This window comes from Enterobacter cloacae complex sp. 2024EL-00711, assembly GCF_047529885.1.
In the GTDB taxonomy this organism is placed as follows: Bacteria; Pseudomonadota; Gammaproteobacteria; order Enterobacterales; family Enterobacteriaceae; genus Enterobacter; species Enterobacter ludwigii.
The window spans coordinates 612,690-627,944 of record NZ_JBLIZC010000001.1; the positions used below are offsets into that span (position 1 = coordinate 612,690).

The 15,255-nt window shown below is 54.3% G+C and carries 12 protein-coding genes; 7 read left to right on the plus strand and 5 right to left on the minus strand.

The annotated features are described in order from the left end of the window. The first annotated feature begins 316 nt into the window (after positions 1–316). Positions 317–1,267 carry a universal stress protein UspE gene (gene uspE, locus ACMVME_RS03000; protein WP_014169827.1) on the plus strand — a complete coding sequence of 317 codons (951 nt, stop codon included), beginning with the start codon at positions 317–319 and terminating at the stop codon, positions 1,265–1,267. Between the two features lie 49 nt (positions 1,268–1,316). Here uspE and pntB read toward each other — a convergent pair whose 3' ends face one another. Next, positions 1,317–2,705: a Re/Si-specific NAD(P)(+) transhydrogenase subunit beta gene (pntB, locus tag ACMVME_RS03005; protein WP_014169826.1), complete on the minus strand. Its 1,389-nt coding sequence runs from the start codon at positions 2,703–2,705 to the stop codon at positions 1,317–1,319. Between the two features lie 10 nt (positions 2,706–2,715). Continuing rightward, on the minus strand, positions 2,716–4,245 hold the full coding sequence (gene pntA / locus ACMVME_RS03010) for a Re/Si-specific NAD(P)(+) transhydrogenase subunit alpha (RefSeq protein WP_020884308.1): 1,530 nt from the start codon (positions 4,243–4,245) through the stop codon (positions 2,716–2,718). A 535-nt stretch (positions 4,246–4,780) separates the two neighbouring features. Between pntA and ydgH the strand changes: the two genes are divergently transcribed. From ydgH to folM, 3 genes are all read left to right on the plus strand, one after another. Then, positions 4,781–5,725 carry a DUF1471 family protein YdgH gene (gene ydgH, locus ACMVME_RS03015; RefSeq protein WP_020884309.1) on the plus strand — a complete coding sequence of 315 codons (945 nt, stop codon included), beginning with the start codon at positions 4,781–4,783 and terminating at the stop codon, positions 5,723–5,725. Between the two features lie 184 nt (positions 5,726–5,909). Next, complete coding sequence (locus ACMVME_RS03020) at positions 5,910–7,292, plus strand: amino acid permease (RefSeq protein WP_068794555.1); 1,383 nt, start codon at positions 5,910–5,912, stop codon at positions 7,290–7,292. Between the two features lie 39 nt (positions 7,293–7,331). Next, a complete protein-coding gene (folM, locus tag ACMVME_RS03025) occupies positions 7,332–8,054 on the plus strand; it encodes a dihydromonapterin reductase (RefSeq protein WP_020884311.1) in 723 nt (240 codons plus the stop codon). Here the strand turns inward: folM and ACMVME_RS03030 are convergent. After that, positions 8,051–8,386, minus strand: coding sequence for a GlpM family protein (locus tag ACMVME_RS03030; protein ID WP_020884312.1), 336 nt, complete (start codon positions 8,384–8,386; stop codon positions 8,051–8,053). The two genes, folM and ACMVME_RS03030, sit on opposite strands and share 4 nt — an antisense overlap. 128 nt (positions 8,387–8,514) lie before the next feature. Here ACMVME_RS03030 and rstA point away from each other — a divergent pair, with 128 nt between their 5' ends. From rstA to tus, 3 genes are all read left to right on the plus strand, one after another. Next, on the plus strand, positions 8,515–9,231 hold the full coding sequence (gene rstA / locus ACMVME_RS03035) for a two-component system response regulator RstA (RefSeq protein ID WP_025204337.1): 717 nt from the start codon (positions 8,515–8,517) through the stop codon (positions 9,229–9,231). A 485-nt stretch (positions 9,232–9,716) separates the two neighbouring features. Continuing rightward, complete coding sequence (gene rstB, locus ACMVME_RS03040; protein ID WP_059306021.1) at positions 9,717–11,015, plus strand: two-component system sensor histidine kinase RstB; 1,299 nt, start codon at positions 9,717–9,719, stop codon at positions 11,013–11,015. 74 nt (positions 11,016–11,089) lie between these two features. Beyond that, entirely contained in the window at positions 11,090–12,019 is a 930-nt protein-coding gene (tus, locus tag ACMVME_RS03045; RefSeq protein ID WP_014169815.1) for a DNA replication terminus site-binding protein, read from the plus strand. Here tus and fumC read toward each other — a convergent pair whose 3' ends face one another. Beyond that, entirely contained in the window at positions 12,020–13,414 is a 1,395-nt protein-coding gene (gene fumC / locus ACMVME_RS03050) for a class II fumarate hydratase (protein ID WP_414743383.1), read from the minus strand. It abuts the gene before it with no gap. 137 nt (positions 13,415–13,551) lie between these two features. Then, the gene (gene fumA, locus ACMVME_RS03055; RefSeq protein WP_025204339.1) at positions 13,552–15,198 is read right to left on the minus strand and encodes a class I fumarate hydratase FumA; all 1,647 of its coding nucleotides are present in this window, start codon (positions 15,196–15,198) and stop codon (positions 13,552–13,554) included. Positions 15,199–15,255 lie beyond the last annotated feature (57 nt).

The following is a 15,255-nucleotide window of genomic DNA, read 5'->3' on the forward strand; positions in this document are numbered from 1 at the left end:
GAGGTTATGAATTGAGAGAAAGTTTATTTTTCGTTTCAGTCGTTATCGCCTCAGTGACCTTCATATTCATCTGGATCATGCTTGTCGGGCCAATGAAGGGTGAAGAAAAAACCTACGTATAGGATTCAACGACGTTTGCGATTGCGGTGATGGTACTGCTGCTGATTGCCTTTATCGCGGTAACGACAACGGTTCTTTTTCTGTGACAGATTTTCATGATTTATTGATCTGACAAAAACTTCCCCCCTGTTTCATTCAAGATATATAGGTTACTCTTTTAATTACAGACTGTGGTGACAGTAGTAAGGAGACCTGTATGGCAAAGTATCAAAACATGCTGGTGGCTATCGATCCTAACCAGGACGATCAGCCGGCATTACGACGTGCTGTGTATCTACATCAACGGATTGGTGGCAAAATCAAAGCGTTTTTGCCGATCTATGACTTCTCATATGAGATGACCACCCTTCTGTCGCCTGACGAACGCACCGCAATGCGTCAGGGAGTGATCAGCCAGCGTACCGCGTGGATCCGTGAACAGGCCAAATATTACCTGGAAGCGGGTGTTCCTATCGATATTAAAGTGGTCTGGCATAACCGACCTTTCGAAGCCATTATCCAGGAAGTGGTCGCCGGTGGGCACGACCTGTTGCTGAAAATGGCGCACCAGCACGACAAGCTGGAATCCGTGATCTTTACCCCTACCGACTGGCACCTGCTGCGTAAATGCCCTTGCCCGGTGTGGATGGTAAAAGACCAGCCGTGGCCAGAAGGCGGCAAGGCCGTCGTGGCTGTCAACCTGGCGAGCGAGGAGGATTACCACAATTCGCTCAATGAAAAGCTGGTCAAGGAGACGATCCAGCTTGCCGAGCAGGTTAACCACACTGAAGTCCATCTGGTGGGCGCTTACCCGGTAACACCGATTAATATTGCTATCGAGCTGCCTGAATTTGACCCGAGCGTGTATAACGATGCGATCCGGGGGCAGCACCTGCTGGCCATGAAGGCGTTACGCCAGAAATTCAGCATCGATGAGAAAATGACACATGTGGAAAAAGGGTTGCCTGAAGAGGTGATCCCGGATTTAGCAGAACATCTGCAGGCGGGGATTGTGGTACTGGGTACCATTGGCCGGACCGGTATTTCTGCCGCGTTCCTGGGCAATACCGCCGAACAGGTGATCGACCATCTGCGCTGTGACCTGCTGGTCATCAAGCCGGATGAGTATCAGACACCGGTTGAACTGGACGACCCGGAAGACGACTAAGTTCAGACATAAAAAAACCGCCGTTTCCGGCGGTTTTTTTGTCGCTGATTTACAGCGATTTCAGAATCGCATCGACACTGGCTTTTGCATCGCCAAACAGCATGTGCGTGTTCTCTTTGAAGAACAGCGGGTTCTGAACCCCTGCATAACCGGTATTCATGGAACGTTTGAAGACAATCACGTTCTGCGCCTTCCACACTTCCAGAACCGGCATACCGGCGATTGGGCTACGCGGATCGTCCTGCGCCGCCGGGTTAACGGTGTCGTTGGCACCAATAACCAGGACGGTGTCGGTATCGGTGAAATCATCGTTGATCTCATCCATCTCCAGCACGATGTCGTAAGGCACTTTCGCTTCCGCCAGCAGCACGTTCATGTGGCCTGGCAGACGTCCCGCGACCGGGTGAATGCCAAAGCGAACCTTGATACCACGCGCACGCAGTTTCTCGGTGATCTCCGCAACCGGATACTGAGCCTGCGCCACCGCCATGCCGTAGCCTGGGGTAATGATGACCGAGTGTGAGTTTTTCAGCATCTCTGCGGTATCTTCCGCGCTGATCTCACGGTGCTCACCCACTTCTTCGTCAGAACCGGTTGAGGAGCCATCAGAACCAAAGCCACCCGCGATAACGCTGATAAACGAACGGTTCATCGCCTTACACATGATGTAAGACAGGATCGCACCAGAAGAACCGACCAGCGCACCGGTGACGATCAACAGATCGTTGCTCAGCATGAAGCCAGCTGCCGCCGCGGCCCAACCGGAGTAGGAGTTCAGCATGGAGACAACCACTGGCATATCGGCACCACCAATGGAGGCCACCAGGTGCCAGCCAAAGGCCAGAGCAATCAGGGTCATCACCAGTAACGCCAGCACCTGCAGGCCCACGCTTTCAGTGCGCACGAAGACCACCAGCAGCACAAAGGACACGACCAGCGCCGCCAGGTTCAGCTTGTGACGGTTTGGCAGCATCAGCGGTTTAGAAGAGATCTTACCGCGCAGTTTGCCGAACGCGACAATTGAGCCGGTGAAGGTCACCGCACCAATGAAGATGCCGAGGAACACTTCCGTCAGATGGATGTTGACCAGAATCGGTTCCAGACCGGGTGTGTGGTACAGGTAGCTGTTGAAGCCCACCAGCACCGCCGCCAGCCCCACGAAGCTGTGCAGAATGGCCACCAGCTCCGGCATCTCGGTCATTTCAACGCGTTTCGCCAGGCGAATACCAATCGCGCCACCGATGATCATCGCCACCAGGATCCATGCAACGTTGCCGGTGTCCGGCCCGAAGATGGTGGCAATCAGCGCAATCGCCATCCCGGCGATACCAAAGTTATTTCCCTGCTGAGACGTTTCGTGTTTGGAAAGTCCCGCCAGACTGAAAATAAACAGGATTGCAGCAACAATGTATGCGGCTGTGACTAATCCTCCAGACATATGCTACCCCTTAGCCTTTACGAAACATTTTCAGCATGCGCTGAGTCACGGTGAACCCACCGAAAATATTGATACTGGCGATCAGCACCGCGATAAAGCTCAGGAAGCTTACCCAGCCGCCGTGGCCAATCTGCAGCAGCGCCCCGACCACGATAATCCCGGAGATGGCGTTAGTGACCGACATCAGTGGCGTATGCAGAGCATGAGAGACATTCCACACGACGTAGTACCCCACCACACACGAGAGCGCGAAGACGGTAAAGTGGCCGAGGAATTCTTTCGGCGCGACATCTGCCAGCCAGCCAAACAGAATAATGACCAGCGCCATGATCGCGTACTTGCGCCACGGAGAAGCCGGTTTAGCTGGCTCTTTAGGCTCAGGCGCCGCTTTCGGTGCCGCCTGAGGCTGCGCGGACACCTGAATCGGTGGCGCAGGCCAGGTGATTTCGCCTTCACGCACCACCGTTACGCCACGCACAACAACATCGTCAAAATCAACGGTGATGTTGCCGTCTTTCTCTTTGCAGAGCAGTTTCAGCAGGTTAACAAGGTTGGTACCGTACAGCTGAGAAGACTGCGTTGGCAGACGGCCCGGCAAATCGGTATACCCGATCACCTTCACGCCGTTAGCGGTTGTGGTCACCTGATTTGGCACGGTGTATTCACAGTTGCCACCGTTTTGCGACGCCAGGTCGACGATCACGCTGCCCGACTTCATTGAGTCAACCATCTCACGGGTAATCAGCTTCGGCGCGGGTTTACCGGGGATAAGCGCGGTAGTGACAATGATGTCGACATCTTTTGCCTGCGCGGCGAAGAGTTCCATTTCCGCTTTGATAAAAGCTTCGGACATGACCTTCGCGTAACCGTCACCGCTGCCCGCTTCTTCCTTGAAGTCCAGCTCAAGGAATTCGGCACCCATACTTTGTACTTGTTCTTTTACTTCAGGACGGGTGTCAAAAGCGCGTACGATAGCGCCCAGGCTGTTTGCTGCGCCGATAGCCGCAAGACCCGCCACGCCCGCGCCAATCACCATCACTTTCGCCGGAGGCACTTTCCCTGCCGCGGTGATCTGACCGGTAAAGAAGCGACCAAACTCATGCGCCGCCTCAACAATCGCGCGGTAACCGGCGATATTCGCCATGGAACTTAAGGCATCCAGCGACTGCGCGCGCGAAATACGCGGCACGGAGTCCATGGCCATCACGGTCACGCCACGTGCTGCCAGCTTCTCCATCAACTCAGGATTCTGTGCAGGCCAGATGAAGCTCACCAGCGTCGTGCCGGGATTCAGCAGTTCAATCTCGCTCTCTTCCGGCGCATTAACCTTGAGAATAACGGGCGACTGCCAGACTTCAGCACCGTCCACCACTTCCGCGCCAGCCTGAATAAAGGCCTCGTCATCGAAACTCGCCAGTTTGCCCGCGCCGCGTTCAACTGCGACGGTAAAACCCAGTTTAAGCAGTTGCTCCACCGTTTTCGGTGTTGCCGCTACGCGGGTTTCATTGGCTAACCGTTCTTTTGGTACCCCAATACGCATAGTTTTCCCTTCCATCGGTTTTTGATGATGGTTTGTCGATAAATGCCCGCGGTTTGTATCAACTTTCGCCAGCAGGACAGCGACGACATATGATTAACCCCAGAAAATAAAACAGTAACAAACTTTCTATAACCTACTGAAAATAACGCCCGTGATCTACCGCCAGAAAACACTATTTCTTACTTTATCTGTGAAAAATAAGTGATCTGCGTCGCTGACAGTGATATTTACCTTAAATTCATCGCTGAGACCGATAAATAGCGCAAGCGAAGCGGTAAAAACATGATATAGCGCCATTAGAGAACAACTTATTAACATTAAATTAACTTGTAAAAGTCATAAGCTTTATCAGTTTTGCTTGTCAGACGCCTGTTTTTTCAACATATCACTAAATGTTATCAAATCAGATGATTCAGTGAGCACAGGCTGTGAAAAATGGCGCAGACAGCGACGGGTTTTAAATGCCATAATCGGGACCGTCTCAAATTAACAACAATACCAGTACATGGTTTGCGCAAGGCGAAGGATTATTTTTATGAAGCTTAAGAACACACTCCTGGCGTCCGCACTTCTCTCCGCGACCGCCCTGTCTGCGAATGCCGCGACAGAGTTAACGCCGGAGCAAGCGGCAGCGTTAAAACCTTTTGACCATACGGTCATTGTGGGTCGTTATAATTCTATTGGCGATGCCGTCGCCGCCGCATCAAAAGCCGCCGATAAAAACGGTGCGGCCTCGTTTTACGTTGTTGATCAGTCTGACTCCGGCAACAGCGGTAACCAGCGCGTGACCATTGCGCTGTATAAAGACAATGCGCCGAAAGCTGACGCACCGAAAAACCGCGTGATTAACGGCGTCGTTGAATTACCAAAAGATCAGGCGATTGAGCTGGAACCTTATGACACCGTCACCGTGCAGGGCTTCTATCGCAGCCAACCTGAAGTGAACGATGCCATCACCAAAGCCGCAAAAGAAAAAGGCGCGTACTCTTTCTTTATCGTGCGTCAGGTCGATGCTAACCAGGGTGGCAACCAGCGCATTACTGCGTTCATCTATAAAGAAGATGCGAAAAAACGCGTTCTGCAAAGCCCGGACGCCATCCCTGCTGATTCCGAAGCGGGTCGTGCGGCGATAGCAAAAGGCGGCGAAGAAGCGAAGAAAGTGGAAATTCCAGGCGTAGCCACCTCTGCCGCACCAAGCGCTGAAGTGGGCCGTTTCTTCGAAACGCAATCCACCAAAGGTGGCCGTTACTCCGTTACCCTGCCAGACGGAACCAAAATTGAAGAGCTGAACAAAGCCACTGCAGCGCAGATGGTGCCGTTCGACAGCATTAAATTTACCGGCAACTATGGCAACATGACGGAAGTCTCTTATCAGGTCGCGAAACGTGCGGCGAAGAAAGGGGCGAAGTATTACCACATCACCCGCCAGTGGCAGGAACGTGGTAACAACGTGACCATCAGCGCCGACCTGTACAAGTAACAGAACGGTTGACCCGAGGCGGCGCAATGCCGCCTTTTTGTTACTTTTTTTTGAAATTCGGCCCCACGTCATTGCATGCTTTCGTGACACTCCGTAAAATCCCGCGCCTTAGTGTGATCCACCATTTTTATGCGCCTGTGCGAAATAATTATTCTGGATTTGGACCTTTCATAACAGGAAGCCAATGGAAAAGAAACTAGGCCTGAGTGCTTTGACTGCACTCGTTTTGAGCTCAATGCTGGGTGCGGGCGTGTTCAGCTTACCGCAGAATATGGCGGCGGTCGCAAGCCCTGCCGCACTGCTTATAGGGTGGGGCATCACAGGTGCCGGGATTTTGCTGCTGGCGTTCGCAATGCTGCTGCTGACCCGCATCCGCCCGGATCTGGATGGGGGGATTTTCACTTACGCCCGTGAAGGTTTCGGCGAACTGATTGGCTTCTGTTCCGCATGGGGCTACTGGCTGTGTGCGGTCATCGCAAACGTCTCCTACCTGGTGATCGTCTTTTCTGCGCTCAGTTTCTTTACCGATACCCCTGAACTGCGGTTCTTTGGCGACGGCAATACCTGGCAGTCCATTGTGGGCGCCTCGGTACTGCTGTGGGTTGTTCACTGGTTGATTCTACGTGGCGTACAGACGGCGGCCAGCATTAACCTGGTGGCAACCCTGGCCAAACTGGTTCCGCTCGGCCTGTTTATCGTGCTGGCCTTTATGGCGTTCCGTCTCGATGTGTTCAGTCTCGATTTCAGCGGTGTCGCGCTGGGCGTACCGGTCTGGGAGCAGGTCAAAAACACCATGCTGATCACCCTGTGGGTCTTCATCGGTGTTGAAGGGGCCGTCGTGGTCTCTGCCCGGGCGCGGAATAAGCGCGATGTGGGTCGCGCCACGCTGCTGGCGGTACTGGCGGCGCTGAGCGTGTATCTGATGGTGACACTGTTGTCACTGGGGGTGGTCGCGCGTCCTGAACTGGCCGAAATGCGTAACCCGTCGATGGCGGGCCTGATGGTGAAAATGTTCGGGCCATGGGGTGACGTGGTGATTGCCGCGGGGCTGATTATCTCCGTGTGCGGCGCGTACCTGAGCTGGACCATTATGGCGGCAGAAGTGCCGTTCCTGGCCGCAACGCACAAAGCATTTCCACGCCTGTTTGCTCGTCAAAACAAAAACAGCGCGCCGTCGGCCTCACTCTGGCTGACCAACATCAGCGTTCAGGTCTGTCTGGTGCTGATCTGGCTCACAGGTTCAGACTATAACACCCTGCTGACCATCGCCTCGGAGATGATTCTGGTACCCTATTTCTTAGTGGGTGCGTATCTGTTAAAAATCGCCACACGTCCGGCGCACTATGTGGTGGGTGTCGGAGCCTGTATTTACGGCCTGTGGTTGTTGTATGCTTCCGGGCCTATGCATCTGCTGCTGTCGGTGGTGTTGTATGCACCGGGTCTGCTGGTGTTTATCTACGCCCGCCGCACGCATCAGTTAGAGAACGCGCTTAGACGCCGTGAGATGGCCTTAATCGGGCTGTTACTGGTTGCTGCCGTACCGGCAACCTGGATGTTAATGGGATAGAATCGCCTTTCCCATTGTTGAACTGAAAAGGAGAACACGATGGGAAACGCGCAGCAACGCCCAATACTGATTACTGGTGGAGGCCGTCGTATCGGCCTCGCCCTTGCCCATCACTTTCTCAATCTTCGCCATCCGGTCATCATCAGTTACCGCAGCGAATATCCCTCGATTGAGGGGCTACGCAAAGCCGGTGCGATCTGCATTCAGGCCGATTTCTCAACCGATGACGGTATTCTGGCCTTCGCTGATAAAGTGAAATCTACCACCCCCGGGCTGCGCGCCATTATCCATAATGCCAGCGCCTGGCTTCCCGAAAAATCCGGTACGCCACTCAGCGAAACGCTCTCCTGCATGCTGCAGATCCACGTCAATGCGCCCTATCTGCTGAACCATGCCCTGCTCGACCTGTTGCGCGGTCACGGACATGCGGCGGGTGATATTATTCATTTCACCGATTACGTCGTGGAGCGCGGCAGCGACAAGCACATCGCCTATGCGGCCAGTAAAGCTGCACTCGATAACATGACGCGCTCGTTCGCCCGTAAACTTGCCCCTGAAGTTAAGGTGAACGCCATCGCCCCGGCGATGATTTTATTCAACGAAGACGATGATGCGGAGTATCGCCAGCAGGCGCTGAATAAATCGCTGATGAAAATTGCGCCAGGTGAAAAAGAGGTTATCGATCTTATCGATTATCTGCTCACCAGTTGCTACGTCACTGGCAGAACCTTTGCCGTGGACGGCGGTCGACCGCTGCGCTAGTGAAAGCGGCTCCAGAAGAAGATAAGCACCCAGGCGCTGAGTCCCCAGCAGACAACGGCCCCGCTCAGCGCCAGGGGAAGTCGCATAAAACCGGTGAAGTACCAGAGTGAAAGCAGATAAAGAAAATAAGGGATGATCGACCACATCCCGAACACGATAGTCGTACGCAATGCTTCCGTGCCTCGTTCTGAGGCGACAATATAGTGCGCTATTAACGCAAAGGTCGGGAAGAGTGGGATCAGCCCGGCAATATAATAATTCCTGGTTTTAGCCAGAATACCAATCAGTAACACCACCAGCGCACCCAACGCGGCTTTTATCACCAGCCCCATCTTTTTCCCTATAACAATCAAATAACACTATGAGCCAGAATAACGGAACTGGCGTTAATTATGAAAGATTAATGGAACGTTAAGGTTGTGCGGTGTATGTTGGCTTTTTTCGCGATAACAGACGTTGTATGAATAAGATTGTTTATGTTGAAGACGAGCCCGAAGTGGGGCAATTGATCGCCGCCTATCTGGGTAAACATGATATGGACGTCATTGTTGAGCCTCGTGGCGATCGTGCCGAAGAGGTGGTCTTACGTGAAAACCCGGACCTGGTGCTGCTGGACATTATGCTGCCCGGCAAAGATGGCATGACGGTCTGCCGCGATCTGCGCGCCCGGTGGGAGGGCCCTATCGTACTGCTGACCTCTCTGGACAGCGACATGAACCATATTTTGTCACTCGAAATGGGTGCCAATGACTACATTCTGAAAACCACGCCCCCTGCCGTCCTCCTTGCTCGTCTGCGCCTTCATTTACGCCAGCGTGCCAGCGTTGAACGTGAAGCGCCTGCTCAGTCGCTGACCCCGCACAAAGCGATGCGTTTTGGTACCTTGTCTATTGATCCGATTAACCGTCAGGTTCTGCTTTCTGGCGAGCTTATCGCCCTTTCCACCGCAGATTTTGACCTGCTCTGGGAACTGGCAACCCACGCCGGGCAGATCATGGACCGCGATGCATTACTGAAAAACCTGCGCGGCGTCAGCTACGACGGAATGGATCGCAGCGTTGACGTGGCTATTTCGCGCCTGCGTAAAAAACTGCAGGATAATGCCACTGAGCCGTACCGCATTAAAACCGTGCGTAACAAGGGCTATCTGTTCGCGCCTCACGCCTGGGAAACCTGATGCCGGTTCCCCGAACGACACTGTTTAAAACATTACGCAGACGAGGTCTGACAGTTGCATAAAATAAGAACACTCAGCCTGATCTGCTGTTTTGGGTTAACCGGGTGCGTTGTCGCAGATATGGATTCAAGTCATTATGACTATGTTCCGTATATTCAGACTATCCAGAATCCCAGGACCCCGGGCCATACCAATGTGCAACAACGCCGTGAGGATTTGTACGCCTGCGGCGTTGATCGAAAGTATTCGCTCAATTCATGGGACGAAAACTTCAGTCGTAACCGCCTGCTGCCGGGCGAAACGATAGAACAGCAGGATTCCAGGATCAAAAAAATAGAAGACTGTATGAAATCAAAAGGGTACGTTCTGTGGGATTACTCACAATGCGGGCCCCGTAAAAAACCGAGCGGTATGTGTAACTAGTTTGGGTTTGCGTGTTTGTCTTCGACGCAGGTTGTTAACGTATTGATTTTCGGTGAGATTGAATGAAAAAGCTGTTCGTACAGTTTTACCTCCTGCTGTTTGTCTGCTTCCTGGTGATGACCATGCTGGTTGGACTGGTCTATAAATTCACCGCCGAACGTGCGGGCAGGCAGTCACTGGATGATTTAATGAAAAGCTCGCTCTACCTGATGCGCAGCGAGCTGCGAGAGATCCCGCCACACGACTGGGCCAAGACCTTAAAAGAGCTGGATCTGAACCTGTCGTTTGATCTGCGCATCGAGCCGATGAAGGATTTCGATTTAGAGCCACCCGCCATGCAGCGACTGCGTGACGGGGACATTGTGGCGCTGGATGAGAAATATACCTTTATCCAGCGCATTCCACGGAGCCATTACGTTCTGGCCGTGGGGCCGGTACCTTATCTCTATTATCTGCACCAGATGCGCCTGCTGGACCTTGCCCTGCTGGCTTTCATTGCCATTTCGCTCGCGTTCCCGGTCTTTATCTGGATGAGGCCACACTGGCAGGACATGCTGAAACTGGAATCAGCTGCGCAACGTTTTGGTGACGGGCATTTTACCGAGCGCATTCACTTCGACAGCGGTTCCAGCTTCGAACGTCTTGGCGTGGCGTTTAACCAGATGGCCGATAACATCAATGCGCTGATTATCAGTAAAAAACAACTCATTGACGGAATTGCTCACGAGCTGCGTACGCCGCTGGTGCGCCTGCGCTATCGGCTGGAGATGAGCGAAAACCTGACGGAGGCCGAGTCTCAGGCGCTGAACCGCGACATTGGTCAGCTTGAGGGCCTCATTGAGGAGCTCCTGACCTACGCGCGCCTCGATCGCCCGCAAAACGAACTGAACCTCAGTACGCCGGACCTGCCCGGCTGGTTACAAACCCATATCGATGATGTCCAGAGCGTAAACCCGCAACGCACGCTACTGACACGCGTCACGCCCGGCGATTATGGTGCACTGGATATGCGTCTGATGGAACGCGTGCTGGATAATCTGATGAACAACGCCATGCGTTATAGCGAGAGCACGCTGCAGATTGGCTTAGATTTACAGGGTAGTCAGGCCTGTCTGACGGTTGAGGACGACGGACCGGGCATCGCCCCGGAAGCGCGTGAAACGGTGTTTGAGCCGTTTGTACGCCTCGACCCTAGCCGCGATCGTGCCACGGGGGGGTGTGGGCTCGGGCTGGCAATTGTCTACTCCATCGCGCAGGCGATGGGCGGCACGGTGCATTGTGAAGAGAGCGCACTCGGCGGCGCGCGCTTCTGCTTTAGCTGGCCGGTATATCACAACATCACCCTTCCCGTCCCTGCCTGACCTTTATCGCACGCTGGTCTGACCCGGCGTACTGTGCTATATGATAAGTATGTTGTAACTAATGAAGAGTTATCATGGCGACGTACGATCTCATCGAAAGGCTGAACAGCACGTTCCGCGACATTGAACACGAGTTACTGACCCTGACCGAACGTTTGCAGACCTGCCGTCTGTTAGCCGCGCGCGTCTTTACCCTGCCGGATGTGGTGAAAGGCGCTGAACACGACCCGCTGGAAACCATAGAGGTGCAGCAGCATATCGGCAAAGCGGCGCTGGAACTGACGCTGCGGCACTACCGTCGCCTGTTTATCCAGCAGCAGTCAGAAAACCGCAGCAGTAAGGCGGCCGTTCGTCTGCCGGGCGTAATCTGCCTGCAAACTGATGCAACAACGCGAGAAGCGCTGGAAAACCAGATTGCGCATATCAACACGCTTAAGGCGACGTTTGAAAAGATCATCACTGAAGAGTCGGGTCTGGCCCCTGCCGCCCGTTTTGAATGGGTACACCGACAGCTACCGGGATTAATCACCCTGAATGCCTACCGTACGCTCACGGTACTGCGTCATCCCGCCACGCTTCGCTTCGGCTGGGCTAACAAGCACATCATTAAAAACTTCACCCGGGATGACATTCTGGCGCAGCTGGAAAAGAGTCTGAAGGCACCGCGGACTGTCGCACCGTGGTCACGCGAGCAGTGGATTGAACGGCTTGAGCAGGAGTACCACAGCATCGCCTCACTGCCGGCGGATACCCGGCTTAAGATTAAGCGTCCGGTGAAGGTGCAGCCTATCGCACGCGTCTGGTATTCCGGCCAGCAAAAACAGGTACAGTATGCCTGCCCGACGCCGCTGATCGCTCTTTATGATGCCGATCAGGGGGCCATTGTGCCGGATATTGGCGAACTGCTGAATTACGATGCTGAAAATGTCCAGCATCGTTACAGACCTCAGGCGCAACCGCTGCAGCTGATTATTCCGCGGCTGCACCTGTATGTGGCGCAGTGATTATTTCAGGCTGCCGACCATCGATTCCGGGCGTACCCATGCATCAAACTCAGCCTCCGTCAGGTAACCCAATGCCAGAGCGGAGGCTTTCAGCGTCAGCCCCTCTTTATGCGCTTTTTTCGCAATCTCGGCGGCTTTGTCGTAGCCGATATGGGTATTCAGCGCGGTCACCAGCATCAACGACTCATTGAGCAACTGGCTGATGCGCTCGCGGTTTGGCTCAATGCCTGACGCACAGTGCTCGTTGAAACTCTCCATACCGTCCGCCAGCAGGCGTATGGACTGAAGCACGTTGTGAATCACCATCGGGCGATAGACGTTGAGCTCAAAGTTACCGGACGCGCCGCCCATGTTAACGGCAACGTCGTTACCCATTACCTGACAGCAGAGCATGGTCATGGCTTCACATTGGGTCGGGTTTACTTTGCCCGGCATGATTGAGCTACCCGGCTCGTTCTCCGGAATGCTAATTTCACCGATACCGCAACGGGGACCCGAGGCCAGCCAGCGCACATCATTGGCGATTTTCATCAACGACGCTGCCAGACCCTTGAGGGCACCGTGGGTATGAACCAGCGCATCACAGGTGGCCAGCGCTTCAAACTTATTCGGCGCCGTGATAAACGGCTGCCCGGTGATGGCCGCCAGCTCGTCGGCAACGCGCACCGCATATTCCGGATGGGTATTTAACCCCGTACCGACCGCCGTTCCGCCCAGCGCCAGCTCTGCAAGATGCGGCAGGCTGTACTCGATGTGCTTGAGGTTATGTTCTAGCATTGCCACCCAGCCGGAAATCTCCTGGCCGAGCGTCAGCGGCGTGGCATCCTGCAGGTGAGTACGTCCTATTTTGACGATATCGCTGAAAGCCTGCGCCTTCTCGCCAAGGGTGGTTTTAAGCACGTTGAGCTGCGAGATCAGCTGTTCACGAAGCGCAATCACCGCCGCCACGTGCATCGCCGTCGGGAAGACGTCGTTCGAACTTTGGCTTTTGTTTACGTCATCGTTCGGGTGAACCTTACGCTCCATATCGCGCACGCCGCCCAGCAGTTCGCTTGCCCGGTTCGCCAGCACTTCGTTCATATTCATGTTGCTCTGGGTGCCAGAACCGGTCTGCCAGATGGCGAGGGGGAATTCATCGGGATGCTTGCCGGCCAGCACTTCATCGGCAGCAGTGATAATCGCGGTGGCCTTATCTGCCGCCAGCAGGCCTAAATCCTGATTCACTTTGGCGGCCGCACGTTTAGTGAGCGCCAGCGCCTGAATCAGCGAGACGGGCATTTTCTCGGTCGAAATACGGAAATGTTCCAGCGAACGCTGGGTTTGCGCGCCCCATAGCTTGTCAGCCGGGACATCGATCGCGCCCATAGAGTCTTTCTCACGGCGTACCGTAGTCATTACTTTCTCCTTGATAACACTGTCGGGATTGCTCACATGCTTCAGAGATAAGTATTGATTGCTTTACAGAAAAGATATGGCGCTTTGTGCGCTCTTTGATGTGCCGGGTGACGTGAACGCCACCCGGCTATAGTAGATTACTTCACACACGCCGAACATTGAGAGGACTGGATCTGCCTGAAGAAGTCGTTACCTTTGTCATCCACAAGGATAAACGCCGGGAAATCTTCCACTTCAATTTTCCAGATAGCTTCCATACCCAGTTCCGGGTATTCAATGCACTCAAGGCTCTTAATGCTGCCCTGCGCGAGTACGGCAGCCGGACCGCCGATGCTGCCCAGGTAGAAGCCACCGTGTTTATGGCAGGCATCCGTCACCTGCTGGCTACGGTTTCCTTTTGCCAGCATGATCATGCTGCCGCCGTTGGCCTGCAGCTGGTCAACATACGAGTCCATACGGCCTGCGGTGGTCGGGCCTAACGAGCCAGAGGCGTAGCCTTCTGGCGTTTTGGCCGGGCCTGCGTAGTAAATCGGGTGATCTTTGATGTACTGCGGCAGCCCTTCACCGTTGTCCAGACGCTCTTTCAGTTTCGCGTGAGCGATGTCACGACCAACGATGATGGTTCCGTTAAGAGAGAGACGGGTCGACACCGGATACTGAGACAGCTGCGCCAGAATCTCTTTCATCGGACGGTTCAGGTCAACGTGAACGGCTTCACCTTCGCCCGCTTTGCGCAACGCTTCAGGAATGTACTTCCCTGGGTTGTTCTCCAGTTTTTCGATCCAGACGCCTTCGCGGTTGATCTTCGCCTTGATGTTACGATCCGCAGAACAGGAGACCCCCATCCCGACCGGGCAGGAGGCGCCGTGGCGCGGCAGACGGATCACACGCACATCATGGGCAAAATATTTGCCGCCGAACTGCGCGCCCAGGCCGAGGTTACGCGCTTCTTCCAGCAGTTCCTGTTCGAGCTGAACATCGCGGAACGCCTGGCCGTGCTCGTTCCCTTCGGTAGGCAGGCCGTCGTAGTATTTGGTCGACGCCAGCTTCACCGTTTTCAGGGTGCTCTCTGCTGACGTACCGCCAATCACAAAGGCAATATGGTACGGCGGGCAGGCAGCGGTGCCGAGCGTGCGCATTTTCTCAACCAGATAATTCTTCAGCTTGCCCGGTGTGAGCAGCGCTTTGGTTTCCTGGTAGAGATAGGTTTTGTTCGCTGAACCGCCACCTTTGGCGATGCAGAGAAATTTGTATTCATCACCGTCCACGCTATACAGGTCAATCTGCGCAGGCAGGTTTGTGCCCGTGTTGACCTCTTTGTACATATCCAGCGCCGCGTTTTGCGAGTAGCGCAGGTTGTCTTCGGTGTAGGTGTTGTACACGCCGTGCGCCAGCGCCGCTTCGTCGCCGCCGCCGGTCCAGACGCGCTGGCCTTTTTTACCCACAATGATGGCCGTGCCGGTGTCCTGGCAGGTAGGTAAAATACCTTTCGCCGCGATATCCGAGTTACGCAGGAACTGCAGGGCGACGTATTTGTCGTTTTCGCTGGCCTGCGGGTCGCTCAGGATATCGGCAACCTGCTGCTGGTGCGCAGGGCGGAGCATAAACGAGGCGTCGTGGAAAGCCTGCTGCGCCAGTAACGTCAGCGCCTGCGGATCGACCTTGAGGATCTCCTGCCCTTCGAATTCAGAGACGGAGACGTGATCGCGGGTTAACAGGTAATATTCGGTTTGATCCTTACTGAGGGGGAAAGGATCCTGATAATGAAAGGGTTTGTTCGACATTGTTCTCTCACTTACTGCTTCAGTCTGATTATTTGGGCAGATGTTCCGCTGCCCGCT